The organism is Dactylosporangium sp. NPDC000244 (assembly GCF_040300725.1).
Lineage (GTDB): Bacteria > Actinomycetota > Actinomycetes > Mycobacteriales > Micromonosporaceae > Dactylosporangium.
In genome coordinates this window covers 304,230-329,077 of sequence record NZ_JBEPEH010000003.1, presented here as the reverse complement: position 1 = coordinate 329,077, position 24,848 = coordinate 304,230, and the positions used below count along the sequence as shown (strand labels likewise).

Here is a 24,848-nt window from a genome sequence, read left to right as displayed (position 1 = left end):
AGGAGGATGCGATGCGAACGTCACCCGGCATCACGATGGTGATCGACGGCGGGCTGCCCACCGCCGCCTTCACCGACCTCGTCACCAGCCACGGCGACTACATCGACCTGGTCAAGTTCGGCTGGGGCACGGCGCTGGTCACCCGGGACCTCGATCGCAAGGCCGGGGTGCTGCGGGAGGCCGCGATCGGGTTCTACTTCGGCGGCACGCTGTTCGAGCACCAGCTGTGGACCGGGCGGCTGGACGAGTACCTCCAGCTGGTCCGGCGTACCGGCGCGACCCACATCGAGGTGTCCAACGGCACCATTCCGCTGGACCAGCGCGCCAAGGCCGAACACGTGCGGCGCATGTCGCAGTACCGCCCCGTGCTGTCCGAGGTCGGGTACAAGGACGCCGACCGCTCGGCGCGGCTCACCCCGGCCCAGTGGGTCGACGCGATGGGCGAGGACCTCGACGCCGGCGCCATGATGGTCGTCACCGAGGCCCGGGAGAGCGGCCTCAGCGGCATCGCCCGGCCCGACGGGCACCTGCGCAGGGACGTCCTGGACGCGGTGATCGACAACCTCCCCACGGCGCAGGTGATGTTCGAGGCGCCGACCAAGACGCTGCAGGTGGAGCTCATCACCGCCCTGGGCCCGGACGTCAATCTCGGCAACGTCGCCTCGTCCGACGTTCTCGGGGCGGAGACGCTGCGCCGCGGGCTGCGGGGCGACACGCTGCTGCACGTGGCCACGATCCCGTCGAGCCCGTCCTCCGGCGCCTGATCCCACCCGTTCCCTGACACCGTCGAGGAGACCATCCCATGCGATCCACACACGACGCCTTCCACGTCGCGGTGCCCACCCACGATCTCGACGAGGCGGTGCGGTTCTACGTCTTCGGCCTCGGCGCCAAGCTGGCCCGCCGCTACGACGACCGCGTCACGTTCGACTTCTTCGGCGACCAGCTCGTCTGTCACCTCGACGCCGACGCCGTGGCCGCCCAGCCCGTCGAGTATCCCCGGCACTTCGGGGTCACGTTCGCCCGCACCGAGGACTTCGACCGGCTGCTCCAGCTGGTCGAGCACCGCAAGCTGCGCGTCCTGTCCGGCCCCGCGACACGGTTCGAGGGCACCGCCGAGCAGCACCGCACCATCTTCCTCGTCGACCCGTCCAACAACGTGCTGGAGTTCAAGCAGTACGACGACCCGAGGCTGCAGTACTGACCGGACGGAGGCGACGGCTGAACGCCGCGGCGGCGCTCGTCACGGTCACGTGTCTGGCCCTGACCTCCTCGCGCTCGCCGGCCGTCCGAACATCGCCGGGACCGCCCGTCAGGTGGACGCAGGCGACCGTCCCGATCGTCGTGGACGGACTCCCCCGCAGCTACCTGCTGGCCCGCCCGTGGGCGCCCGGTGAGGCCCGGCTGCCGGTGCTCGTCGACCTGCACGGCTGCTGCGTCACGCCGGAGTACGAGCAGAAGCGCAGCGGGTTCGCCGACGTGACCGGGCCGGCGATTCTGGTGTACCCCACCGGGGTCGGCCAGTCCTGGAACGCCGGCTCCTGCTGCGGCCCCGCCCGGGCCGCCGGGGTCGACGACGTCGCCTTCCTCACCGCCGTCGTGGACAAGGTGCTCGACACCCAGACCGACGCCGACTCCGGCCGGGTGTTCCTGGTCGGGTACAGCAACGGCGGCAAGATGGCCCTGCGCATGGCCTGCGCGGCGCCCCGGCACTTCGCGGCCGTCGCGTCCTACGCGGCCGTCGGCTCCATGCCGTGCCCCGATCCGGCTCCGGTGTCGCTGCTCGAGATCGCCGCGACCGGCGACCCGGAGCTGACCATCGGCCCCGGCGGACCTCCCCGCACCGTCGACGGCTACACCCAGCCGACCGTCGACGGGCAGGTGGAGCAGTACCGCCGGGCGAACCGTTGCCCCGCCACCCCGACCATCCGGGCGCAGGGCAGCCTGACCACGAGCACGTGGTCTGGCTGCGGCACCGGGCGGTGCGTGCGGCTCGCCGTCTACCAGGGCGGCAGCCACGACTGGCCGGCGGGCGACGACCTCACCCCGTCGGCCGCGCAGGTGACCTGGGACTTCTTCAGCACCGTCGGCAACGCGGCGGCGGGCTGCCGGCACTGAACCCCGGCGGCGCTCAGGGCAGCTGCGGCAGGAACCGGTGCCGGGCGAGGGCCGCGGTCGTCTCGGCCGCGAGGGCGACGACGAACGCGGTGATCGCGAGGATGACGACCCAGGCCCAGATCCGGTACCCCGGCGGGTGGGCGTAGGCGATCCAGTGCAGCGTGAACGTGGCGACCGCCGCGTAGGGGAAGGCGTACGCCCAGAATCCGGAGGTGAAGCGCAGGTGGCGGTACACGCTGATGAGCCGGAGCTGGACCAGCACGGCCAGCAGCGTGTAGCCGGCGAGCCCGAAGGCCATGGCGTCGACCTTGCCGTGCGTGGTGGCCAGGTACGCCAGGCCGGCGAGGGCGGGCGGCGCCGACGCGATCGCGAGGGTGGGTTGCAGCTGCGGGGGAAGCGGGGGCCGGAAGAACAGCCGGGCCAGCACCATCGACTCGATGACGATCCACGATACGAGACCGAGGCCGAAGAACACGCGGGCGAGGTCGGTCCAGCCGGCGAGGCTCGCGCCGATGGTGGCGATGAGTGCCCCGGCGACGGTCGGCAGCACGTATCCGGGGTGCAGCTTGTCCAGGACGAGGCCGCCGGCGATCCATTGGCCGACCATCCACCCGGCCAGCGCGATCGTGAGGATGACGAACACCCCGAACAGCCACTGCCCCGCCGCGCGATCGTGGCGCATCAGGCCGATGGCCAGCAGCATGCCGACGATCGGAATCAACGAGACGAAGGGCCCCAGCACCGGGTCGGCCAACTCCGCGCCCCAGCCGCCCGGCCGCCGCGACACCTGCATGACGTAGCCCACGAGCAGCGTCAGCCAGACCGCGGCCGCCAGCACGCACAGGGCGTCGGAGACGAGCGCGGGCGCGAACTGCAGCATCGCGGCGTAGCCCCAGCAGCCGGCGAGGCCGGTCAGGCCGTACGCGATTCCGAACAGGTTCGGGGTGATCCCGACGCGTGGCTCGCTCGTCCGTTCGTTCACGGCGGCACGCTACCCGGCGATCCGGCGGTTATGCGGTGCTCCGGACGCGGTACCGCAGATCCGCGGCGATGCCGTCGAGCAGGTACCTGAGGCCGAGGGCGAACTGCGCCTGAGGGTCCGGTCCGGTCGGTGCGGCCAGCCACTCGGTGAGGTGCGGCAGGTCGCCGTACCCGACGACGAGGTCACGGATCTCGGCGAACGCGGCGTGCTGCTGGCGCGGGTCGGTCAGCCCGGCGCGCTGCTCCGCGTGGGACTCCTCGGCCTCCTGGCGGCTGGCGCCGAACACGTGCCGGTCGATGAGCGCCGTCCAGGTCATCGCGTCCGCGACGCCGGCGCCCTGGCCGACGAGGACGGCGAGCATGAACTCCAGGCGGCGCATCTGGTGCGGGCCGGCCGGGGGGCGTGTGTGCACGAGCTCGGCGTACCAGCCGTGCCGGCCGATCATCGCGTGCGTGTCGTTGGCGATGCGCTCCAGGTCGGCGCGCCAGTCCGGGCCCGGCCGGGCGGGCACCGGCACCTGCGCGGCGGCCGCGTCGAGCATCAGGTCGACCAGGCCGTCCTTGCTGTGCACGTAACGGTACAGCGCCATCGGGGTGTAGGCGCCCAGCCGCGCGGCGACGCCCTTCATGGTCAGGCCGGCCGCGCCGGACTCGTCGGCGACCGCGATGGCCGCCGCCACGATCTCGGGGCGGCCGAGCGCGCGCTGCCGGGGCGGTGGCGGGGGCTGGTTCCAGATCGTGATCGACACAGCAAAAGTATACGGGGTACATTCGCGTATACGACATATACGAGGAGGCGACATGAGACTCGGAGTCGTGCGCGGCGTCAGCTACGGGCTGTTCGGGCCGCCGACCGAGTTCGGACCGCAGGCGCGGGCCGTGGGCGCCGGATTGGTCCGGGCGTACGTCTACTGGGGGCAGGTCGAGCCGCGCCCCGGCGAGTACACCTGGGACACCGTCGACGCGCTGATGCGGCAGCTCAACGGCGACGAGGAGGTCTGGATCACGGTCGTGTCCAGCTCCCGCTGGGCGACCCGGACGCCGACGGACTTCCTGCCCCCGTCGCCCGCGCGTGACCCCGCCGCCTACGGTGAGTTCATCCGGCGGCTGGTCCATCGCTGCGGCGGCCGCGTCCGGATGTGGCAGTGCGACAACGAACCCAGCAACATCGGGCTGACCTGGGCCGGCACTGCCGCCGAATACGTGACCCAGCTGCGCGCCATGCACGCCGCGGTCAGGGACGCCGACCCCCGCGCCGAGGTCGTGCTCGGCGGCTGTGGGTACGACGTGCTGTCCAGTCCGCCCGGCAGCCCCCAGCGGCAGTTCTTCGACGAGGTCTGCCGCACCGGGCGCGACGCGTTCGACCTGTTCAGCGTCAACCTCTACGGCGACCCGCACCGGGTGCCCGACGACATCGCCCAGGCCCGCGCCATCGCCGGCGAGGGCACCGAGATCGTGGCCGGCGAGCACGGCGGCCCCATGCTGTTCGAGTTCCCGGCGGTCGAGGCGGCGCTGCACCAGGTGATGACCGCCGCGACCCTGGACACCCAGGACACCGGCGAGCTGCGCGCCCGGATGGCCCAGGAGACGCCGGAGCGACGGGCCATGCGCGCGCTGTATGCCCGGATGCCGGAGCTGCCCGCCGAGCTGCGGATGCTGATGGCCGGCTGTGCGCCCGCGCTGGAGGCCAGACGGCACCGGATCGCGGCCCGGCAGCTGGTCATGCGCACCCTGCTGGCGCTGTCCTGCGGCGTGCGCCGCATGGCGTACTGGTGCCTGGCGCCCGAGGTGCCCGGCACCCCCGACCACCTGCAGATGATGCACCTGCTCACCGGCAAGCTCGCCCTGCTCGACTACGAGGGCACCACGCTCGCGGTGCGGCACCCCGCCGCGAACACGTTCGCCCTGCTCGCCGCGCACCTCAACGGCGCCACCCGGGTCACCCGCCTCGATGCGCCCGACCAGCCCGAGCTGTACGCGTTCCGCATCGAGCGGCCCGCACGAGGCCCGCTGCTCGTCCTGTGGCAACGGCGCGACACGTTCTCCGGCGAGGACGAGCCGCCCGCCGCCGCCACCTGGCCGTGGGACGGCGGCGCGGAAGCGGTCGACGCGTTCGGCGACCGGCACGAGGTGACGGTCGACGGCGGCCGCCTCCGCCTGGCCGTCGACGCGACGCCCGTGCTGATCTCGGAGTCCCGTGACGCAACGAGCAGTGCCAGAACATGACTCGGGTCCGCCGTGGTGCGGACCGTCGCTCCCGCCAGACACCGCTGGGCGCTGCGCGCCGACGCTGCCAGGTCCGCGGAGGGTGACGCGCGAGGGCGAAGCGCGAATTTCTCGCCCTGGTCGGGTTACGTCGGCTGGCCCGGTTGGTAGCAGGCCCGAAGTGAGGTGAGCGAAGGAGGGATCATGTATCGCATACGGCGAGTAATCATGGCCGCGACCGCCGCAACCGCCATCGCAACCGGTGTCCCGGTGGCCGCGTCCGCCCAGCAGCCGAGCCCGGGTGCTCCCGGCCCAGGCACAACCCAGACGGCGCCGCCACAGCAACAGCCGGGCGGCGGCATGCACGGGCTCCATGGCGTGCTGCACGGCGAGGGCACGGTGCAGACCGAGCAGGGGCAGGTCCGCGTGGCCATCCAGCACGGCACCGTGAGCCAGGTGAGCGGGTCCAACGTGACCGTGCAGTCGTCCGACGGCTTCACCCGCACCTGGAGCGTGGGATCGGACACCAAGGTGGTGTCGATGCGCACCGGCCTGCAGTCCGGGCAGATCGGCATGGGATCGGCCGTCTTCGTGGCCGGCACGGTCCAGGGCACGGGCTCTTCGGCGACGTATTCCGCCACCTACATCCTGATGCACACCATGCACGGCGGTGGCATGAAGGGTTCCCCGGAGCCGTCCGGCCCGGCGCCCGCGAGCTGACAGCGTCGACCGGTGCCCGGCCCGCCGGACCGGGCACCGGGGTGATCCCCGGGGCGCACGCGAGGTGACGTGGCCGCGCTCCCGCCCCCGCCCGGCCCGCGCGATGGTTGCATGGGGCGACCGGGGGCACAGCGGCCCGCTTCACCGCAGGGGATTGCGAGATGTTGAAGGGCTTCAAGAACTTTCTCATGCAGGGCGACCTGATCGTCGTCGCGGTCGGCCTGGTCGTCGCGCTGGCGTTCAGCACCTTGATCAAGGCGTTCACCGACAGCATCATCACGCCGCTGATCGGCGCGATCGGGGGCGGGGGGACGGCCGGGAAGGGCCTCGGCTGGACGATCAACGGTCAGCGCATCGACGTCGGCGCCTTCGTCGGCGCACTCATCTACTTCATCATCTTCATGGCGGTCATCTACTTCCTGATCGTCGTGCCGTACCGGGCGTACATGAGCCACCGCGGCCAGACCGTCTTCGGCGACCCGCCGCCGACCAAGCAGTGCCCGCGCTGCAAGCTCGCCGACCTGCCGACGGGCGCGCAGCGGTGCCCGCACTGCACCAGCGAGCTCGCCGGGGTCGGCTGAGCGATCCGCTAGGGCACGGTGTACTCGGTGGCGACGACCTGGTCGGTGGGCAGGATCTCCATCCACTGGCTGAACACGGCGAACGGTGCCGCGCCGAACTTGATGCCGCCCTCCAGCGGGTCGAAGCCCTTGCTGAACACGGTCTCGGTGGGCAGGGTCAGCGCGCTGCCGACGCGGCCGGGGTCGGCCGGGACCGGGGTCAGGGAGGCCTCGTGCTCGGCGCGGATGCGGTCGGCGATGAGCAGCAGCACCTGGCCGATGCTCTGCCCGCGGTACTCCGGCGGATCCTGGGTGGCATCGAACGGATAGGGCTCGTCCAGCCCGTCGCTGCCCGCGACCTCGGGACGGCGCAGCCACGCCATCGCCTCGCGCTCGCGGCCCGGCCGGATCGGCAGCACCGCCTTGACCCAGGGCGAGTTCAGGAACGCGTTGCGGTGCACGTCGCCGTCGAGCTGGATCAGCCAGCCCAGCGAGGCGCCCTGCGGCGCGGGCGCGGTCTCCTCGGTGATGAGGTAGTACGGCCGGTGCCCGGGGATGACCCGCGGGCGGCCCTTGCCGATCCCCGCGACCCGGTCGCTGAGCGCAGGCTCGGCGATGATGGTCGGCTGCAGCTCCCCCTGGTCGTCCTTGGTGGCCAGGCGCTGCTCGCGCGGGCGCCACCAGTCGGGGGCGACGAAGTACAGCATCGAGTCGACGTCGAACAGGTACCGGATCAGCTCCGACGCCACGTGATAGTCCTCGTTGCTCCAGCCGTTCTCGTTGCCGTACAGCCGCTTGATGAGCGAGCGGTAGACGATGCTGCGCTCCTCGGCCCGCAGATCCTCCTGGGGCCGCGGCCGGACCTGGCTCACCAGCTTGAGCCGGCTGCGCAGCGTGTCGTAGAACAGCTGCTCCTTCTTCAGCGCCACCTCGTCGTCGTAGGCGGTCTTGAGGTCCGCGTTGGCGCGGTCGATCGCGGCGCGGGCCTCGGGTGTGGGCGCGTACACCAGGTTGGCGTCGAACGGGATCGCCGGCCGGCCGCCGAAGCTCGCGTGGGTGAGGTGCACGACGAAGCTGTTGTTCTTCACGTCCGGCGGGTCGACGTTGAAGTTGACCTGGGCGCCGTGGAAGTCGAGGCTGCTGATGCCGTTCAGCACGAACCCGGCCGGCGGCGGCGGGCACTTGAACTCGAACTTGAACTGGATGATGTCGTCCTTGCCGGCGTCGGGCTTGAAGATGCCGTGGTCGGCGTTGTCGCCCGAGAGCTCGTAGGTGTTCTCGGCCTCGTCGTCGGCGCCCTGGTACAGGATGAACGGGATCGCGAGCGAGTGCGTCTTCTCGATGTTGGCCGGGTAGGGCTTGTAGTCGGGGACCTTGACGCCCGGGTCCAGGGCCGAGGAGGTGGCGTGCACGAATTCGCCCAGGCCCAGCGGGTCGCCGGGGTTGTCGATGTAGAGCTGCCAGCACAGCTGCTCACCGAGATCCTGGACCTGCACCGCCACCTTGCGCATCTTGCGGCTCAGCTGGTAGCTGACGAGCCTGTCGGTGGTGTTCTGCAGCAGGTACCGGCGGCTGGACGTGTCGGTGGTCTCGGTGACGGTGCGAAACGTCGTCTTGTAGTTCTGGCGGACCTCGCTGGACAGCTTTGAGCTCTGCTCCCGCATCCGCTTGTGGGTCTGCTCCTGGGCCTGCTTGCGGGAGCTGTCGAGGTTGAAGCTGCCGCTGCCGCTGGCCTGGAAGATGCCGGCCACGCCGCCGCTCGCGCTCGCGGTCACGCCGAGGCGGGTGTCGTTGGCGTTCTCGACCTTCACCGCGTCGGACAGCTCGTCCTGGTCGGTCTGCGCCACCTCGGTCTTCGTGGTGGTCTCGACGGACTGCTCGACGGTGCGCTCGACGAGTTGCCGGCGGGTGTTGACCTCGACGAGCTCGACCTGGCCGCCGGGGCTGATCCACACGTGCCCGACCGGCGGGCCGAGGAACGTGCCGATCTCGAAGAAGTACTCGCGGAACATGTGCAGCAGACCGATCGGCGACAGGAACGCCGAGCGGGCCGGGTGGTCCTCGGCGAACCACGTGGCCGCGGCGAGCACCCGCTGCCAGGCCGGCACCTTCGGCGTCAGCATCTGCTGGACCGTCTGGGGCGACGTCCGGCGCAGGTACTGCAGCAACGCCCCGGCCGCCCCCTCCTCGCGCACGGGCGCCGGAGCCGGAGCCGGTGCGGTCCCCGGCCGGATGCCCGGGTCGAGCACCAGCCCCTCGCGGAGATTGATCGCCACGGTGCGCTCGTCCTCCTGCTCGGGGGCGAGGCGCACCACCGGCCCCCGCGGCTCGGCCGGCGGCGTGGCCGGGCTCGGCGCCGGCGGCTCGAACATCGCCGGATCCACGAGCCGGGCCGCCTGGCGGAACCGGCTCGACGTCGCCTCGGCCAGGTGCTCGTGCTGCAGCGTCGAGCGCCATCCGACCAGCGGCTGGTACACCCCGAACAGCTCGCTGGCGTAGGGCAGCACGCCCTTGTTCGGCTCCGCCCCCGCCGGCTCCCCCGCCGGCTGTGGGGCCGGCGCCGCGGCGGCGACCGCCGGGCCGGTGAGCGCCTGCACGACGTTGTCCGGCCCGCTGGGCTGGGTGCGGTAGTTCAGGAAGCGCGGGTGCTCGGCGTCGGTGCCCGACAGCGTCACCAGCGCCGCCGCGGTGAACCGGTCCTGCACGGCCGGCGCGACGAAGGCGATCTCCAGCGATCCGTCGGACAGGTCGTCGGCGTCGTGCACCACGAACTGCAGCGCCGCCGCCTCGCCGCCCGGGCGCAGCAGCCGGGTGCCGCGCAGCTGGGCCACGTCCGGGAACGCCGACGGGTCGCGGATGTCCACGGCCGTGCCGAAGCCGAGGCCGATCGGGCCGCCGTGCGCGGGATGGTCGATGTCGACGCGGTATCGCCACAGGGCGAACCCGCCGCCCGCGATCCGCGGGAATGGTGTCGTGCCGATCAGGCTGACGGTGTACATGGGTCCCCCTCCGCTGTCATTCCCCCGGCGGTACCTTGCCGATCCCCGTGATCCCGGCCGCGTGCGAGAAGCCGATCCGGGGCGTGGTGTGGTGCGCGTCGAGGAAGACCGGCCGGTCGTCGCCCGGTCCGTAGTCGACGTACGAGTCCGACATGCGCACGCTCGTCCAGCGGGCGTTCTGCAGGATGCGCGCCCAGCGGCCCGGCGGCGTCTGCTGCCGGTCGAGCGTCAGCCCGGCCCCGCGCAGGTCCTTCCAGACCGGGTCGGGGTCGACGAGCGGATCCGGCGGGACCCGCCCGGAGGAGTGGTAGCTGCGCACGACCCGGGTGCCGTCGAAGGTGAACCAGGTGCGCAGCAATTGCAGGTACGCCGGCCACCCGCCCGTGTCCGGGTGGAACCCGTCGAGGTCCCACAGCTCCCGGAACGCCGTGTTCCACACGCGCAGCGCGTCCGTCCCGCCCGTCGACGGCACGCCCCACAGCGTCGTGCCCTGCGTGACCGGGAACGTCTTCATGACCTGCTTCACCGGGGCGATGCCGGTGCTGAACCCGCTCACGGCGACCGCCCCGACCGGGGGCACGGCCCCGAAGTCGGTGCTGAACACGGCCCGGGCCAGCGAGCGCAGGTTCGGCCCGCACAGCTCGTCCGGATTGTCGGCGGGCGGGCGTACCCCGGCCGAGCTGGTGCGGCACTGCCGGTGCAGGAACGCGGCCACCTCGCGCAGCAGCCGCAGCGCGCCCTCGCCCGTCACGAGCGGCCCCAGGTCGGTGCCGTGCACGATCGGCATGACCGTGATCGCGCGGCTGCGGCGGGCCAGCAGCTGCGCGACGAAGTAGAACTCGTCGAGCAGGTACTTCTTGCCCAGGTCGAAGTACTGCTGGAACGGGCTGTCCTGATTGATCAGCCCGTACGGGTAGGTCGCCGAGTACGAGCTCGTGTTCGGGCTGTAGAACAGCACGAAGTCCAGCCGCGACACCGGCCGGGGGCGCCCGAGGTTCGGCGAGAACACGGCGACGGTGAGCATCTGGTCCGTCTGCGGCGCCGGGTACCGCAGCCAGTAGAACCGCCCGAGCGCGTCGACCTGGTTCTTCACGAGCCGGTGGCGGAACTGGGCCCAGCCGCGGGCGCCGTCGGCGACCGGGGTCGCGGGCAGCAGATCCTCCTCGGCGACGTAGCAGTCGAGCTGGTCGTTCCAGTGGCCGGTGTAGGCGCGCACGGCGGGGTACTTGGGCGGCCGCCACAGCAGCGCCGCGTGCGGGTCGCGGCCCGGCTGGCGCATCACGGCCTTGACCTGCTCGGCGTTGAGCTCCACCACCGGGCACGTGTCGAGCCGGCCCAGCGTCACCGTGAACGTGACGTCGTCGCCGGCCACGGACCGCTGGGCGAGCGCGTTGTTCCACGGCTCGGTGCGCAGGTCCCCGGCGACGGCGATGTGCTCGGTCACGTACGCCGGGTGGGCCACGACGATCAGCGGGATCGGCGGCGGCGACGCCAGCACGGTGCTGAAGCGCCCGGCCGTGTCGGTGCCGCCGCTCGCCCCGCCCAGGGTCACCAGGGCGTTGGCGATCGGCAGGCCGTTGACGTCCCGGACCAGCACCGTACAGGTGAGCGCCACGTCGCCCAGTGTGGCCGCGAGCCGGACGTCGGCCAGCCAAGTGGCGGGTGTGAGACAGCAATTGTGAGACAGCAACACGCCCGGACGGCGCCGCGCCCGGCCGTCAGCGGGCCCCGTTGTTCCGGCTCGGCGGCGGGGACTGGCGGATGTCCGACTGGGTGGTGCTGGCCAGCCACATGGCGGCGAGCATGGCGAGGCCGGCGCAGACCATGATCCACGGCCGCACCCCGCTTGTGTCGATCTGCTCGTGGAACGCGGTGACGCCGACCGCGATGCTGACGGCGGGGTCGGCGATGGCGATCGCCATGAGCGGCACGGCGATGCGCGAGCTCTGCAGCGCGTTCTGGTTGAGGATCACCGCGGCCAGACCGGTGACGAGCAGCGCGTAGGTCTGCCCCCGGGCGAAGATCGCGGCCGGATCGAAGGACAGCTCCGCGGTCAGCGCCTTGAGCAGGGAGGCGGCGATGCCGTAGAGCAGGCCGCTGGCGACGCCCAGCAGGACCGCCCGGGTCGAGTTGCCGGCGCACCACGCGAAGAACAGGCACACCGCGAGCACGGGTCCGGCCCACAGCGCGACGCCGAGCCAACCGGCCACCGACGGCTGGGCGATGCCGGGGCGGGGCTGGGCCGCGAGCAGGAACGCGGCCAGGCCGGCCCCGCCGAGCGCCACCACGGCGTAGTCGCGCCGGTGGACGGGGCGCCGGTTGAGGGCGGCGGCCAGCGGGATGGCCAGGAACAGGCCGGTGATCAGCAGCGGCTCGACGAGGATGAGCGGCCCGAAGCTCAGCGCGAGGGCCTGCAGGCCGGTGCCGATGGTCTCGGGCACCCAGGCCAGCAGCCATCTGGGCCGGCGGATCAGGCGCAGCAGCAGCCGCGGGTCGAGCGGCGGCGCCCGCTTCTCGAGCTTGGCCTCGCTCTGCTCGAGCGCGGCGCTGACGGCGAACGCGGCCGCCGATCCCAGTGCCGCGACCACCGCGACGAGGTTGTCGGCGGCGGCGGGGTCACCGGCGGCGGTCATCGCCACCGGGCGCGCGACGGCCGGACCCGGCGACGAGGTCGGCGATGCCGGCGGCCGGATCGCCGGCGAACAGCGCGAGCCCGGCGGCGCGGGCCCGGCGGCCGCGCTCGCCGCCGGTGAGCTCGCCGAGCGCCCGCCCGAGCTGGTCGCGCCCGCGGACCAGCGTGCTCACCCCGGCCTCGTCCATGGCGGCCGCGCTCGCCCGGCCGTGGCCGGGCAGCGGACGGTACGTGAGCACGGGCAGCCCGCACGCCATGGCCTCGAGCGCGGTGAGGCCGCCGCCGTTCTCCACGAGCACGTCGGCGGCGCGCAGCAGCTCCGGCATGTCGTCCACCCAGCCCAGGACGGGCCCGGTCCCGGCCAGCAGCATCCGGCTGCGCAGCGCCTCGTTGCGCCCGCAGACCGTGACCGGGATCGCGGCGCCCGTCCGGGCGATGTCGGCCGCCGTCGCGGCGACCTCGCCGACCCCCCACGCACCGGCGACCACCAGCGCGAGCGGGGCGTCCGGCGGCAGGCCGAAGCGCTCCCGGGCGCGCCGCTGCTGCGCCGCGGACGCCGGGGCGCACCGGGCCGACACCACCCGGCCCGCCACGCGCACGCCGGCCGCCGCGTGGGCGAGCGCCTGCGCACGGCTCGTCTCGTGCGCCACGTAGTGCACGTCGACGCCCGGAGAGAGCCAGATCGGGTGCGCGGCGAAGTCGGTCACGTAGGTGACCACCGGCGCGGCGAGGTGCCCGTCGCGGCGCAGCGGCCCGAGCAGCTGGCTGGCGATCGGATAGGTCGACACGACCACGTCGGCGTCGGCGGGCAGCGCCCGGCGCATCCGCGCGCGCACCGGGCGCAGCAGGGCGCGCGTGATCGGCGCGGCGCCGCGGAACCGGCGGGCGATCGCGAACAGCCCGTCGTAGATCCACGGCAGGCGCAGCAGCAGGCTGTGGTACGAGCCGCGCAGCAGCCGCCCGAGTCGCCACGGGAAGACGTCGGTGACGTCGAGGCAGTCGACCCGCAGGCCCCGCGCGCGCAGCCGCTCGGCCAGCTCGCGGGTCGTGCCGTCGTGGCCGGCGCCGACGCTGGCCGAGATCACCACGACGCGGCGGCGCAGGTCGGCGCGCGGCGCAGCAGACTCGAGAGTGGACACGCCAGGCGCACTACCGCACCACGCCTGGTTCTAACGCTCGGCCCGCCCGCGGAGGCGGGCGGGAAGGGGTGGTCCGATGCGGATCGCGAACCGGGTCGCGCTGGTCACCGGCGCCTCGTCGGGCATCGGCGAGGCCACGGCGCTGCGGCTGGCCGGCGCGGGCGCGCGGCTGGTCCTGCACGGCCGGGACCGCGGCCGGCTGTCGGCCCTGGCCGAGCGCACCGGCGGCCTCGCGGTGAGCGGCGACCTCGCGGAACCTGGTGCGGTCGAGCGGCTGGCGGCCGAGGCGGACCGGCTCGGCGGCGGCGTGGACATCCTCGTCAACAACGCGGGCGTGGGCTGGGCCGGGCCGTTCGGCGAGATGGCGCCCGCCGACATCGAGCGGCTGGTCGCGGTCAACCTGGTCGCGCCGATGCGGCTCACCCGGGCCCTGCTGCCGGGGATGCGCGACCGCGGGGACGGGCACGTGATGTTCGTGACGTCGATCGCCGGGCGCACGGGCGTGGCCGGCGAGGCGGTCTACTCGGCGAGCAAGGCGGGGCTGGACGCGTTCGCCGAGAGCCTCCGGCTGGAGACGCGAGGCACGGGCGTCGGGATCGGCGTGCTCGTGCCGGGGGTCGTGCAGACGGAGTTCTTCCAGCGCCGCGGGCGGCCGTACGAGCGGCGCCGCCCGCGGCCGCTGCCCGTGGAGCGGGTCGCGGACCTGCTGGTCGGGGCGATCGCGGCCGGCGGTGCGGAGCGCTACGCGCCGGGCTGGCTGCGTCTGCCCGTCGCGGTGCGCGGGGCGGCCCCCGGGCTGTATCGCCGGCTGGCCGCCCGGTTCGGCTGAGGCTACCCGGAGCGCAGGGCGCGGATCGACTGCCGCAGCGACGCCATCGTCGCCAGCACGGCCGTGGGCTCGTAGCCGCAGTGGGCCATGCAGTTGGCGCAGCGCGGGTCACGGCCCCGCCCGTACTGCTCCCAGTCGGTGGTCTCCACCAGTTCGCGGTAGGTGCGCACGTACCCGTCGGCCATCAGGTAGCAGGGCCGCTGCCACCCGAACAGCGAGTACGACGGCACGGCCCAGGCGGTGCACGGGAAATCGATGCGGCCCTCGAGGAAGTCGAGGAACAGCGGCGAGTGGCTCAGCCGCCAGCGCCGGCGCCGGCCGTCGGCGAACGCCTTGGCGAACAGCTCACGGGTCTGCTCCACGCCGAGGAAGTGCTCCTGGTCCGGGGCCTTCTCGTAGGCGTACGCCGGGGAGATCATCATCTCGTCGATCCCGAGCTCGTCGTTGAGGTGGTCGAGGACCTCGATGACGGTCTGCGGGGTGTCGGTGTTGAAGAACGTGGTGTTGGTCGTGACCCGGAACCCGCGCCGCTGCGCCTCCCGCACGGCCGCCACGGCCTCGTCGAAGACGCCCTCCTTGCACACCGAGGCGTCGTGGCGCTCGCGGAGGCCGTCGATGTGGACGGTGAACGCGAAGTACGGCGACGGCCGGAACTTGTCGAGCTTCTTCGGCAGCAGCAGGGCGTTGGTGCACAGGAACACGTACTTCTTGCGCCGTAGGAGCTCGGCGGTGATGACGTCGATCTGCGGGTGCATGAGCGGCTCGCCGCCGGCGATGGAGACCATCGGCGCGCCGCACTCGTCGATCGCGGCCAGCGCCTGCTCGACCGGCATGCGCTGGCGCAGCACGTCGGCCGGGTGCTCGATCTTGCCGCACCCGGCGCACTTGAGATTGCAGGCGAACAGCGGCTCCAACTCGACCAGCAGGGGAAACTTCTCGCGGTGGTGCAGCTTCTGGGACAGCAGATACCGGCCGATGCGCAGCCGTTGCCGCAGCGGGATGCTCATTGCCGTACCTCCTTGGGCAGCATGAAACGGACGTCTTCGAGCACGGCGGTGTGTTCCCGCACCGTCCGGGCGCCGAGCCCCGACAGCGCGGCGATCACTTCGTCGACGACGGCGGGCGGGGCCGAGGCACCGGCGGACACGCCGACGCTGCGCACGCCGGCCAGCCACCGCAGGTCGATGCCGCCCGCGCCGTCGATCAGGTACGCGGGCGTCCCCGTGCGCTCGGCGACCTCGACGAGGCGCTTGGAGTTCGAGGAGTTGACGGAGCCGACGACGAGCACGGCGTCGCAGGCGTCCGCGATCTCGGCCACCGCACGCTGGCGGTTCGTCGTGGCGTAGCAGATGTCGTCGGACGGCGGCGCGGCCAGGTCGGGGAAGCGCGCCCGAAGGACCGCGAGGACGTCGGCGACGTCGTCGACGGCGAGGGTCGTCTGGACCAGATAGGACACCCGCCCCGGGTCGTCGACGCGCACCCGCTCGGCGTCGGCGACGTCCTGGACGAGGCGGACCCGCTCGGGCGCCTCGCCGAGCACGCCGTCGGTCTCCTCGTGCCCGGCATGGCCGATGAGCAGCACGGTGTCGCCGTGCTCGGCGAAGCGCCGGGCCTCACTGTGGACCTTCGTCACGAGCGGGCAGGTGGCGTCGATCGTCGGCAGGTGCCGGTCGGCGGCCGCGGAGCGGACCGCGGGCGAGACGCCGTGCGCGGAGAACACCGTCATCGCGCCCTCCGGCACCTCGTCGACCTCGTCGACGAAGATCGCGCCCCGCCGGGACAGGTCGGCGACCACGTGCGTGTTGTGCACGATCTGCTTGCGGACGTACACCGGCGGCCCGTACTGCTCCAGGGCCCGCTCCACGACGAGGATGGCGCGCTCCACGCCGGCGCAGAACGAGCGGGGCGCGGCGAGCACGACCCGGCGGACCGTGGTGGCCGCCGCCCACTCCCGCAGCCCGGCGGCGACGGCCGGCAGGGCCGCCAGCGCCGTGCGCAGCCGCCCCACGGTGCCCGGCCGGAGCACCGCATCGGTGTCGGCGACGACCCGCACGCAGGCGGCGGGCCGGTCCTCGGCCGCGGCGAGCAGCCACGCCGACTCCAGGTCCACCGTCAGCGCGCCGGTGCCGGCGAGGCGGTTGCGCGCCGCGCCCAGGGCGAGCCGGTCGGTGCTGAGCACCGGGCCGGCGCGCACGGTGAGTCCCTGGCGGCGCAGCGTCCCCGCGAGCAGGACGGCCGCGGGGAGCACGGTCACGGGCGGCGCCGCGGCTCCGGTCCGGACGGCGGCGCGGACCTCGGTGGCCACGACGACGTCGCCGGGCTCGAGGGCCGCGTCCAGCCCGCCCCCGACGCCGGCCACGGCGAGCGCTCGGGCACCCGTCACGGCGGACGAGCCGGCGGCCCGAACGGAGCGGCGGCGCCCCGCCCCGGTGTGCAGGACGGTGCCGAGCGGACCGGGCCGGCCCCGGCGCAGCGCCGCGGCTTCCGTGCGCATCGGCGCGCACAGCAGCCAGTCGCCGTCCGCGCGGGTCCGGGCCGGTGTGCTCATCGCTCCTCCTCGGCGCTGTCGCGCAGGATGCGGCCCAGGGCGCTGACCGGGAACACCAGCCGGTACAGGTGGTAGTTGATGTAGAAGTCGCCCGGGAAGCCGGTGCCGGTGTAGTGCGGCTCGTCCCAGGTGCCGTCGGGGCGCTGGGTGTCGAGCAGCCAGGCCAGTGCCCGGCGCGCCGCGGGCGTGTGGTGCTCGCCGGTGGCGTGCAGCGCCAGCAGGGCCCAGGCCGTCTGCGAGGCGGTGGAGGCCCCGTTTCCGCGCATGGCCGCGTCGCGGTAGGAGCGCATGTCCTCGCCCCAGCCGCCGTCGTCGTTCTGGTGCTCCCGCAGCCACCGCACGGCGCGGCGGATCGAGGAGTGCCCGGGCGCGACGCCGGCGGCGGTCAACGCGGGCACGACGCAGCCGACGCCATACACGTGGTTGGCGCCCCACCGGCCGAACCAGGAGCCGTCCGTCTCCTGCGCCCGCAGCAGCCACCGCACGCCCCGGCGGGTGGCGGGCGAGTCCGTCAGGCCCTGGGCGCACAGCGCCTCGACGATGTGCGCGGTGACGTCGGCGCTGGGCGGGTCGATGACCTCGCCGAAGTCGCAGAACGGCAGGTCGGCCACAAGCGTGCGGTCGTTGTCGGCGTCGAAGGCGCCCCAGCCGCCGTCGCGCGACTGCATGCCGACCAGCCAGCGGGTCGCCCGGTGCAGCACGGCATGGCCCCGCAGCGGGGTCCGCCGCAGCGCGAGGATCACCTCGGCGGTGTCGTCGGTGTCGGGGTATCCGTCGTTGTCGAACTCGAACGCCCACCCGCTCGGCGGGACGTGCGCGCGGCGGACGGCCCAGTCGCCCCGCGCGGTGATCTCCTCCGCGGCGAGCCAGTTCCCGGCCCGCACCATCGCGGGATCGTCGGCCGGCAGCCCGGCGTCGGCCAGGGCCGTGACCGCGAGCGCGGTGTCCCACACCGGCGACTGGCACGCCTCGAGGCGGCGCACGGTCCCGCCGTGCGTCTCCTCGCGCACGGTGTACCGCTCCAGCCCGACCAGGCCCGCTCGCAGCACCGGGTGCGTCACGGGGTAGCCGAGCGCGTGCAGGGCGATGAGCGAGTACACCCACGGCGGCTGGATGCCGCCCCAGGAGCCGTCGGCCTCCTGCCGGGCGATGATCCACTCGGCGGCGCGGCGCAGCGCGTGGCGGCGCAGCGGCCCGGCGGCGACGCGCTCGTAGCCGCGGGCGGCGAGGTCGAGGCGGTGCAGCCAGCCGGATCGGCGCGTCAGCGGCGGCGGTGGCGGCGGGTGCAGTCCCGTGCGCAGCTCCGGCAGCGAGAAGCCCAGCGAGCGCACGGGCCGCAGCGCCCGCACGATCGACAGCGGCACGATGGTCTGGCGGGCCCAGCACGCGAAGTCGTACACGTTGAAGGGCATCCACGCCGGCAGCAGGACGAGCTCGGGCGGGACGGCGGGCACCCGCCGCCAGGGCCACTCGCCGAACAGCGCCAGCCAGATGCGGGTGAACACCCGGCTGCGCTCGATGCCGCCCCGGTCGCGGACGAACGCGGCGGCCGCCGTCATGTGCGGTGCCTCGGGCGCGTCGCCGGCCAGGCGCAGCGCCGTGTACGCCTCGATGGTGGTGGACAGGTCGCCCGGGCCGCCGTGGTACGTCGCCCAGGCCCCGTCGTCGAGCTGCCGGGAGCGGATCCAGCGGGCCGTCTGCGCGGTCAGGCGCTCGTCGCGGATCCCGAGGAACCGGCGCAGCATCAGGTCCTCGGCCTCGATCGTCACGTTGGTCTCGAGCTCGCCCTTCCACCAGCCGGCGGCGTCCTGCCCGGCACGCAGGTGATCGGTCGCCCGCTCCAGGCCGTCGCGGAGCCGGTCGGTGAGCTCGTCGCGCGCGGGTGCCCGCGTCGGTACCCCGGCCATCAGTGGTTGCGTCCCGTCACGAGGCGGGCGAGGTCCGCCAGGTCGTCGTGCACGTCCGCGGGCAGGCCGAGCGCGTCGAGCTCGGCGAGCGCGTGGCGCAGGTGGCGGTCGGCCTCCTGCCGCACCCAGTCGCGCGAGCCGGCCTCCTCCAGCAGCCCGGTGGCGGTGCGCAGGTCGGCGTCGTGCAGGTCGCCGTTCGACGCGTACAGCTCCCGCAGCGCCTCGCCCGCGGCGGTGCCGGACGTGAGCGCGTGCACGACCGGCACCGACTTCTTGCGGGAACGCAGATCGGACCCGACCGGCTTGCCGGTGCGCGCCGGCTCGCCCCAGACGCCGAGCTCGTCGTCGACGAGCTGGAAGCTCATGCCCAGGTGCGTGCCGAGGCGCGTCAGGGCCTCGGTCACGGCCGCGGGGGCGTCGCACAGCAGTGCCCCCAGCGCGCAGGCGCACGACATCAGCGCCGCGGTCTTGTCCGCGCTCATCGCGAGGCACTCCGCGAGGGTGACGTCGTCGCGCCGTTCGAACTCCAGGTCGGCGACCTGGCCGGCGATGAGCCGGTGGACGTCGGCGTCCAGCCGCCGGGCCGCCCGCACGGTGCCCGGCCGGGTGTCGCCGCTGAGCTCGTCGCGCGCGAGCAGCATGAGGGCGTCGCCGGCGAGGATCGCGGCGGGGACGCCGAAGACCGCCCAGGCCGTCGGCCGGTGCCGGCGTACCGCGTCCTGGTCCATGACGTCGTCGTGCAGCAGCGAGAAGTTGTGCGCGAGCTCGACGGCCGCCGCGGCGGCGACGCCCCGCTCGGGCGGATGACCCGCGGCGCGGGCCGACAGCAGGGCCAGGGCGGGGCGGATACCCTTGCCGCCCGCGGCGGACGGCGAGCCGTCGGCCTCGCAGTAGCCCATGTGGTAGGCAGTGACCCGCTGGTTGCGGGGATCGAGGCGGCCCAGGAGCTCCCTGATCCGCGGCTCGACCAGGGCGGGAACCTGGTCGAGGAAGCCGACGGGTGCGATGGTCAACGTGTGCCCTCCAGGGTTCGGTCGGCAGAAGCCAGGTGGGCGAGCACGACGTCGGCGGCGCGGTGACCGCTTCGGACCGCACCCTCCATCGTGTCCGGCCACCCGGTGTCGGTCCACGCTCCGGCCAGGACGAGGCCGGGCACGCGGGTCGCCGCGCCGGGCCGCAGCGCACGGGTCCCGGGAGCCTGCCGGAACGTCGCCCGCGGCTCGCGGGTGACGAACGCGTCCAGCAGCCGCGCCGAGCGCGCCGCGGGCAGGAGCCCGGCGACGGCGTCGGCGCAGACGGCGGTCAGGCGCGCGGCCGGGGCCGCGATGGTGTCGTCCGCGGCGGAGATCGACACCACCAGGTACTGCTCGCCGGACATCGACGCCGGCGTACGGTCGAAGATCCACTGGGCCGGGGACTCGACGGCCGCGGCGAACGGCAGGCGGGTGACGGCCGAGTCGTAGCGCAGGTGGACGTTCACGATCGGGGAGCTGCCCAGCCGGTCCCAGTCGTCCCGGGCGGCGCCCGCTGCGGGCGGCACCAGCCGCGCGGCGGCCTGCGGCGGAACGGCCAGCACGACCGCGTCGGCGAGGATCTCGTCCTGGGCCGCGCGGCCGCCTGTGCCGCCGGTCACGACCCGGAACCCGGTGCCGTCCGGCCGGATCCGCTCGGCCCGGCTGCCGGTGGCGACCCGCACGCCGAGCCCGGTCAGCAGCCGGTGTGCGGGACGGCCGTGCAGGTCGGCCAGCGGCACGAGCGGGCGCCCGATGTCGCCGGCGCCGGCGCGCTCCAGCAGCCCGGTCCGGAACACCCGGGCGGCCAGCGCGAGTGACGCGTCCTGCGCGGGCGTGTTGAGCGCGGCGATGGTGATCAGGTCCCACAGCCGGCGCACCGCCCGGGAACCCTGGCCGTGCTCGGCCAGCCATTGGCCGAAGGACCGCTGGTCGGTGGCCGCGTCGTCCGGGTCCACCGTGCGCAGCGCGCCGGCCGCGCCGATCGCGCGCAGGCGCTCGCGGGCGTCGAGCAGGCGGTAGCGGGCCAGGGCCGGCAGCAGGTGGGCCGGGGCGGGCAGCCCCGGCGTGCGGGCCAGCACGTGCGGGGCCCGCCCGTGCGAGAGGACCGGGACCCGGAAGCGCGGCTGTATCCGGGCCAGGTCCGCGCTGCCGAGGCGGTCCAGGAGGGCCCGGTATCGCTCGTAGCAGCGCAGGAACACGTGCTGCCCGGTGTCCACGACGAGACCGTCGTGGTCGATGGAGTACGTCGCCCCGCCGAGCTCGGTGCGCCGCTCGACCAGCGTCACCCGGGCACCGGCGTCGGCGAGCAGCGTCGCGGCGGTGATGCCCGCGAGCCCGCCGCCGACGACGCACACGTCACGGCCGGCGACCGGGGCTGATGGTGTGTTCGATGGCGTCGCCATCAGGCCGACCGCAGCGCGAGGGCCCGGGCCGCGACCATGGCCTTCGCGCCGGGGGAAAGGGACAGCCGGGTGCGGGTGACGGCCAGCGGGTCCTCGGCGATGCGGGCCAGCAGCCGGCGGTAGATGCCGGCCATCGCGGCGGTGCAGGCGGCGCTGCGGGCGTCCAGCATCGGCAGCAGCCGCAGGCCGGTCTCGTACCACCGCTCGGCCCGTTCGGCCTCGAAGCGCACGAGCGCGGCGAAGCGCTCGGGCGGGTCGGCGAAGCCGTCGCCGTCGGGCTCCAGGTTGCAGCCGAAGCGGTCCAGGTCGTCCTTGGGCAGGTACACCCGGCCGGCCAGTCGATCCTCGCGCAGGTCGCGCAGGATGTTGGTCAGCTGCAGCGCGATGCCCAGCGCGTCGGCGAGCGCGGCGGCCCGCGGCGGTGCGCCGGTGCCGAAGACGCCCAGCGACAGGCGCCCGACGGAGCCGGCCACGCAGCGGCAGTACCACAGCAGGTCGTCCATCGTCGCGTAGGTGGTGCCGCGCACGTCGGCCGCGCAGCCGTCGATGAGCTCGTCGAAGGCCGACAGCGGGATGGGCAGCCGCCGGGCGGCGTCGTGCAGGGCCAGCAGCACCGGGTCGTGCCCGGCCGTCTCCGGCAGCCGGTGCAGCGCGTCGCGGACCTCGTCGAGCCGGCCCAGCCGCTCGTCCGGCGGCAGGACCCCGTCGCCGATGTCGTCGATGCGGCGGGCGGTGGCGTACACCGCGGACAGCGCGCGCCGCCGGTCCCTCGGTAGCAGCCGGATGCCGTAGGAGAAGTTGCGCGCCTCCCGGCGCGTGATCTCCTCGCAGTGCCGGTAGGCCGCCGCGAGGGGACCGGTCGCGCTCACCCGGCGCTCCTGATCATCACGCCCAGCCAGGATCTCGCGATGTCGCGCCGGCGGGGCCGGGGCGGACCGGGCAGCGGGTCGTAGCCGCTGCGCCTCAGGGCCCGCAGCGTGGCGAGGCCGCCGGCGAGGTATCCGGCGACCGCCACCCGCGCCCAGCCGTGCAGCGCCTCGACCAGCGGCGTCCCGGCGTCGAGCCATGCCCGGGCGCGGCCGGCCTCGAACCGCACGAGCGCGCGCAGCGCTCCGCTCGCCGTGGCCGCGGCCAGGCCGGCCTCCGTCACGCCGAACCGGTCGAGGTCGGCCGCGGGCAGGTACACCCGCCCGCGCCGGTGATCCTCGGCGATGTCCTGGAGGTGCTCGATGACCTGCAGCGCGGTGCAGACGCGGTTCGACAGCGCGATCAGGGCCGGCTCGGGCCGCCCGAACACGTGCAGGACGAGCTCGCCGACCGGGTCGGCGGACAGCGAGCAGTACTCGATGAGCTGCCCGACGGTCTCGTAGCGGTTCACCGTCTGGTCGACCCGGTTGGCCTCGATCAGGCGCAGCAGCGGCCCGGCGGGCAGCCGGCACGCGGACACCGTCGGGGCGAGCCCGCGCAGCACCGGGTGCCGGACCGCACGCCCGTCGTACAGCTCGTGGACCTCGGCCTCGAACGCGTCCAGCGCCGCCGTGCGGGCCCGGGCGCTCAGGCCCGGCACCGGCTCGTCGCCCAGGTCGTCGACGAACCGCGCGTAGCGGTACAGGGCCAGCAGGTGCTCGCGTGTCGCCCTGGGAAGAATGCGAAGCGCCACCGGGAAGTTCTCGCCGCCGGCCCGCTGCTGCGGTGCCAAGGGCCCGTCAGGCAGCGCCGTCTGGGTCGTCATGCCGCGCATGGCGGCGCGCTACCCGCGATCCGCGCTCGTAACCTTCGCGGCAGTTCCTGGTGGCGGTCCGGCATCCGGCACGCCCGGCCGTCGCTCACCCCACCGGAGGTGGTCGCTCATGCGGGCGAATCGCAGCCCCTGCCGCTCGCCGTCGCCGACGATCGACGTCAGCGCGCCGAGGGCCGAGCCCCAGGAGCCGGGCACCGCCGCGCAGTCGCTGTCGTGCAGCAGCAGGGTGGCGCCGCCCCTGATGCCGCCGGCGCGCAGGTGGGCCAGCACGGTGGCGGTGGTGGCGCCCGCCTCCCAGTCGCGGCCCCAGGCGCTCCAGAGCACCGGGCGCAGGCCGAGCCGGGCGGCCGCGACGAGGCTTCCGGCGGACAGCACGCCGTACGGTGGGCGGAACCACCGGGGCGGGGCTCCGCAGGCGCCGAGAATCAGCTCGGCCGTGCGGGCGAGCTCGCCGTGCACGCGGCCCGGGCTCATCCGAAGGTGACTGCGGTGGGTCCAGCCGTGCACGCCGATCTCGTGCCCCTCCTCGTGGATGCGGCGCAGCAGGCCGGGCGACCTCGCCGCCATGCCGCCGAGCACGAAGAAGGTGGCGGGGATGCCCAGCCGGGCCAGCGACCGGAGGAAGTGCGGGGTGGAACGCGGGTCCGGGCCGTCGTCCAGGGTGAGCGCGACGGTGCCGGGCCGACCGGCGCCGTTCAGCGCCGGCAGGTGCCGGCGGACCGGCGGCAGCGCCGTCACCGCGGGGCCCGCGTGCAGCACGACGGCGGCCGCGGACACGCTCACCGCCAGGAGCCGTCTGCTCATGCACTCCTCCACATGGCCGGGAACGATCGGGACGGGCCGCTACCCGCGGCGGTGGCACCGAAACCGGGGCCGATCGGCGCCGGCGGCGAAGCAAGATTGGAGATGGGGTCGCACATGGGGTCGCACCGTCGTCCCGCCCGCGGAGCGCGGCGTGCGACCGGGCCGAACGGCATCGAGAGGAAAGGACGGGTGCCGTGAGTATTTCCCGCCGCCTGGCCGATCTGTTCCGGATCAAGGCCAACAAGGCCCTCGACCGGGCCGAGGACCCGCGCGAGGTGCTCGACTACTCCTACGAACGCCAGCTCGAGATGCTGACGAAGGTGCGCCGCGGCGTGGCCGACGTCGCCACCAGCCGCAAACGCCTCGACCTGCAACTGGCCCAGCTGCAGCAGGCCGCCGACCGGCTACAGGGTCAGGCCGCCGAGGCGGTCGACATGGGCCGCGACGACCTCGCCCGCGAGGCCCTCACGCGCCGGGCCGCCGTCGCCACCCAGATGGGTGAGATCGGCGCCCAGCGCGACGCGCTCACCGGCGAGGAGGCCAAGCTCACCACGGCCGCCACCCGGCTGCAGGCGCGGGTGGAGGCGTTCCGCACGCGCAAGGAGACCATCAAGGCCACCTACACCGCGGCCGAGGCGCAGAGCCGCGTCGGCGAGGCGGTCTCGGGCATCTCCGAGGAGATGGGCGACGTCGGCATGGCGGTGCAGCGCGCCGAGGACCGTACGGCGCAGATGCAGGCCCGCGCCGGCGCGATCGACGAGCTGCTCACCTCCGGCGCGCTGCAGGACGCCACCGCGACGACCGCCGGCCGCGACGACCTGCAGGCCGCCCTCGACGCGGCGCGCGGGGACCAGGGCGTCGACCGCGAGCTCGCCGCGCTCAAGGCGGGCCGGTCGGTGCCGGCCGTCGGCAGCGGACCGCAGCCCCGCGCGGTTGAGGCGGGGCCGTCGGACGAGGAGGCCCGGCGATGATCATCAGAATTCTCGGCGAGGGCCAGTACCGCGTGCCGGAGTCCGCGCTGGTCGAGCTCAACGAGCTCGACGCCGCGGTGCAGACGGCCGTCGACACCGGCGACCGGGCCGCGTTCCACGACCGGCTGGGCGACCTGCTCGCCGCCGTCCGGGCGCGCGGCACCGGCGTGCCCGACGACGAGCTGACCGCCTCGGGGCTGGTCCTGCCCGCACCCGACAGTGACTTGGCCGACGTGGCCGCGCTGCTGGGCGACGAGGGCCTCATCCCGGGCTGAGGA

General features: G+C 74.2%; 23 protein-coding genes. 9 read left to right on the top strand and 14 right to left on the bottom strand.

Annotated features, from left to right (window positions below):
• The first annotated feature begins 11 nt into the window (after positions 1-11).
• From ABT369_RS06315 to ABT369_RS06305, 3 genes are all read left to right on the top strand, one after another.
• On the top strand, positions 12-764 hold the full coding sequence (locus ABT369_RS06315; protein WP_350610629.1) for a phosphosulfolactate synthase: 753 nt from the start codon (positions 12-14) through the stop codon (positions 762-764).
• A 38-nt stretch (positions 765-802) separates the two neighbouring features.
• Positions 803-1,204, top strand: coding sequence for a VOC family protein (locus tag ABT369_RS06310; RefSeq protein ID WP_350610628.1), 402 nt, complete (start codon positions 803-805; stop codon positions 1,202-1,204).
• 140 nt (positions 1,205-1,344) lie between these two features.
• On the top strand, positions 1,345-2,118 hold the full coding sequence (locus ABT369_RS06305) for a CE1 family esterase (protein ID WP_350610627.1): 774 nt from the start codon (positions 1,345-1,347) through the stop codon (positions 2,116-2,118).
• Between the two features lie 13 nt (positions 2,119-2,131).
• On the opposite strand, the gene ABT369_RS06300 is transcribed toward ABT369_RS06305, so the two are convergent.
• Positions 2,132-3,100, bottom strand: a complete 969-nt coding sequence (locus ABT369_RS06300; protein ID WP_350610626.1) for an SLAC1 family transporter — start codon at positions 3,098-3,100, stop codon at positions 2,132-2,134.
• 28 nt (positions 3,101-3,128) lie between these two features.
• Positions 3,129-3,848 carry a TetR/AcrR family transcriptional regulator C-terminal domain-containing protein gene (locus tag ABT369_RS06295; protein ID WP_350610625.1) on the bottom strand — a complete coding sequence of 240 codons (720 nt, stop codon included), beginning with the start codon at positions 3,846-3,848 and terminating at the stop codon, positions 3,129-3,131.
• Between the two features lie 52 nt (positions 3,849-3,900).
• Here ABT369_RS06295 and ABT369_RS06290 point away from each other — a divergent pair, with 52 nt between their 5' ends.
• From ABT369_RS06290 to ABT369_RS06280, 3 genes are all read left to right on the top strand, one after another.
• Positions 3,901-5,325: a hypothetical protein gene (locus ABT369_RS06290; protein ID WP_350610624.1), complete on the top strand. Its 1,425-nt coding sequence runs from the start codon at positions 3,901-3,903 to the stop codon at positions 5,323-5,325.
• 339 nt (positions 5,326-5,664) lie between these two features.
• Positions 5,665-6,024 (top strand): hypothetical protein, encoded by a 360-nt coding sequence (locus ABT369_RS06285; protein ID WP_350610623.1) that lies wholly within the window; start codon positions 5,665-5,667, stop codon positions 6,022-6,024.
• A 161-nt stretch (positions 6,025-6,185) separates the two neighbouring features.
• Positions 6,186-6,605 carry an MscL family protein gene (locus ABT369_RS06280; RefSeq protein WP_350610622.1) on the top strand — a complete coding sequence of 140 codons (420 nt, stop codon included), beginning with the start codon at positions 6,186-6,188 and terminating at the stop codon, positions 6,603-6,605.
• 8 nt (positions 6,606-6,613) lie between these two features.
• Here the strand turns inward: ABT369_RS06280 and ABT369_RS06275 are convergent, their stop codons facing one another.
• From ABT369_RS06275 to ABT369_RS06260, 4 genes are all read right to left on the bottom strand, one after another.
• Positions 6,614-9,583 carry a hypothetical protein gene (locus tag ABT369_RS06275; protein ID WP_350610621.1) on the bottom strand — a complete coding sequence of 990 codons (2,970 nt, stop codon included), beginning with the start codon at positions 9,581-9,583 and terminating at the stop codon, positions 6,614-6,616.
• 16 nt (positions 9,584-9,599) lie between these two features.
• Positions 9,600-11,198, bottom strand: coding sequence for a hypothetical protein (locus ABT369_RS06270; protein WP_350610620.1), 1,599 nt, complete (start codon positions 11,196-11,198; stop codon positions 9,600-9,602).
• A gap of 103 nt (positions 11,199-11,301) precedes the next feature.
• Positions 11,302-12,216, bottom strand: a complete 915-nt coding sequence (locus tag ABT369_RS06265) for a DMT family transporter (protein WP_350610619.1) — start codon at positions 12,214-12,216, stop codon at positions 11,302-11,304.
• On the bottom strand, positions 12,200-13,354 hold the full coding sequence (locus ABT369_RS06260; protein WP_350610618.1) for an MGDG synthase family glycosyltransferase: 1,155 nt from the start codon (positions 13,352-13,354) through the stop codon (positions 12,200-12,202). Before ABT369_RS06260 ends, ABT369_RS06265 begins: the two co-directional genes overlap by 17 nt.
• A gap of 76 nt (positions 13,355-13,430) precedes the next feature.
• Here ABT369_RS06260 and ABT369_RS06255 point away from each other — a divergent pair, with 76 nt between their 5' ends.
• Positions 13,431-14,183, top strand: a complete 753-nt coding sequence (locus ABT369_RS06255; RefSeq protein WP_350610617.1) for an SDR family NAD(P)-dependent oxidoreductase — start codon at positions 13,431-13,433, stop codon at positions 14,181-14,183.
• Positions 14,184-14,185: 2 nt separating this feature from the next.
• Here ABT369_RS06255 and hpnH read toward each other — a convergent pair whose 3' ends face one another.
• The 8 genes from hpnH to ABT369_RS06215 are packed head-to-tail and all read right to left on the bottom strand — an operon-like array spanning position 14,186 to position 23,599.
• Positions 14,186-15,190 (bottom strand): adenosyl-hopene transferase HpnH, encoded by a 1,005-nt coding sequence (hpnH, locus tag ABT369_RS06250; RefSeq protein WP_350610616.1) that lies wholly within the window; start codon positions 15,188-15,190, stop codon positions 14,186-14,188.
• Positions 15,187-16,677 (bottom strand): 4-hydroxy-3-methylbut-2-enyl diphosphate reductase, encoded by a 1,491-nt coding sequence (locus ABT369_RS06245; RefSeq protein WP_502891710.1) that lies wholly within the window; start codon positions 16,675-16,677, stop codon positions 15,187-15,189. The genes hpnH and ABT369_RS06245 overlap by 4 nt, the downstream gene beginning before the upstream one ends.
• 50 nt (positions 16,678-16,727) lie before the next feature.
• A complete protein-coding gene (gene shc, locus ABT369_RS06240; protein WP_350610614.1) occupies positions 16,728-18,638 on the bottom strand; it encodes a squalene--hopene cyclase in 1,911 nt (636 codons plus the stop codon).
• Complete coding sequence (locus ABT369_RS06235) at positions 18,638-19,651, bottom strand: polyprenyl synthetase family protein (protein ID WP_350610613.1); 1,014 nt, start codon at positions 19,649-19,651, stop codon at positions 18,638-18,640. The genes shc and ABT369_RS06235 overlap by 1 nt, the downstream gene beginning before the upstream one ends.
• Positions 19,648-21,054, bottom strand: coding sequence for a hydroxysqualene dehydroxylase HpnE (gene hpnE / locus ABT369_RS06230; protein ID WP_350610612.1), 1,407 nt, complete (start codon positions 21,052-21,054; stop codon positions 19,648-19,650). The genes ABT369_RS06235 and hpnE overlap by 4 nt, the downstream gene beginning before the upstream one ends.
• A complete protein-coding gene (hpnD, locus tag ABT369_RS06225; RefSeq protein WP_350610611.1) occupies positions 21,054-21,923 on the bottom strand; it encodes a presqualene diphosphate synthase HpnD in 870 nt (289 codons plus the stop codon). The genes hpnE and hpnD overlap by 1 nt, the downstream gene beginning before the upstream one ends.
• The gene (hpnC, locus tag ABT369_RS06220; RefSeq protein WP_350610610.1) at positions 21,920-22,786 is read right to left on the bottom strand and encodes a squalene synthase HpnC; all 867 of its coding nucleotides are present in this window, start codon (positions 22,784-22,786) and stop codon (positions 21,920-21,922) included. The genes hpnD and hpnC overlap by 4 nt, the downstream gene beginning before the upstream one ends.
• Before the next feature lie 18 nt (positions 22,787-22,804).
• The gene (locus tag ABT369_RS06215) at positions 22,805-23,599 is read right to left on the bottom strand and encodes a polysaccharide deacetylase family protein (RefSeq protein WP_350610609.1); all 795 of its coding nucleotides are present in this window, start codon (positions 23,597-23,599) and stop codon (positions 22,805-22,807) included.
• Between the two features lie 194 nt (positions 23,600-23,793).
• Here ABT369_RS06215 and ABT369_RS06210 point away from each other — a divergent pair, with 194 nt between their 5' ends.
• Positions 23,794-24,570, top strand: coding sequence for a PspA/IM30 family protein (locus tag ABT369_RS06210; protein WP_350610608.1), 777 nt, complete (start codon positions 23,794-23,796; stop codon positions 24,568-24,570).
• Positions 24,567-24,845 carry a PspA-associated protein PspAA gene (gene pspAA, locus ABT369_RS06205; RefSeq protein ID WP_350610607.1) on the top strand — a complete coding sequence of 93 codons (279 nt, stop codon included), beginning with the start codon at positions 24,567-24,569 and terminating at the stop codon, positions 24,843-24,845. The genes ABT369_RS06210 and pspAA overlap by 4 nt, the downstream gene beginning before the upstream one ends.
• The last annotated feature ends 3 nt before the right edge of the window (positions 24,846-24,848 follow it).